Here is a 537-nt window from a genome sequence, read left to right on the forward strand (position 1 = left end):
CGAAGGCCGTCTGGACCGTGCGCGCCGTCTCCCGTGACGAGGTGCACGCTTCCTACGAGGAGCTGCCCGACCCGAAGATGCCCGTGCCGCCCAAGGACGGTGCGGCGCAGCGCCTCCACGACGAGTTCGGCAACCGGGTCCAGGAGTACACCCGGGCGAAGGCGAAGGCGGACGAGGACCGCAAGCTCGTCCTGCTCGCGGTCGCGGTCGTCGGTATCGAGACCAGCCGCGGCAACACGGACTACGTCACCGTCGAGCAGCTGCGCGCCCTGCGTTCGCGCCCCCACGGCCAGCAGTGGATCACCCTGCTGTACGGCGCGATGGAGGCCGCGACGGAGAACGACGTCGAGATCCCCCGCCCTACGTCGAACGGGCGCTCCGCGACCTCCCAGGCCTGACCCTGGCGCTCCGCGCCGCACGGGCGTGGGGTGTGCGCCCGACGAAGTACCTCACAAAGTGGTCGCCCCGGGACCGGGCCCTCGCGGAGGGGCTGCTGCTGCGCGAGACCGGTGACGACCCGAACGGGATCCCGTGGGA

1 protein-coding gene is annotated in these 537 nt (G+C 71.9%); it reads left to right on the forward strand.

The window, feature by feature from the left end:
- Positions 1–398 (forward strand): hypothetical protein (locus tag ABD254_RS21215; RefSeq protein ID WP_344250964.1); only part of this gene is annotated, 398 nt, incomplete at its 5' end.
- Between the last annotated feature and the right edge of the window lie 139 nt (positions 399–537).

Origin of the sequence: Isoptericola hypogeus, from assembly GCF_039531145.1 — a bacterium.
Taxonomy (GTDB): Bacteria; Actinomycetota; Actinomycetes; order Actinomycetales; family Cellulomonadaceae; genus Isoptericola; species Isoptericola hypogeus.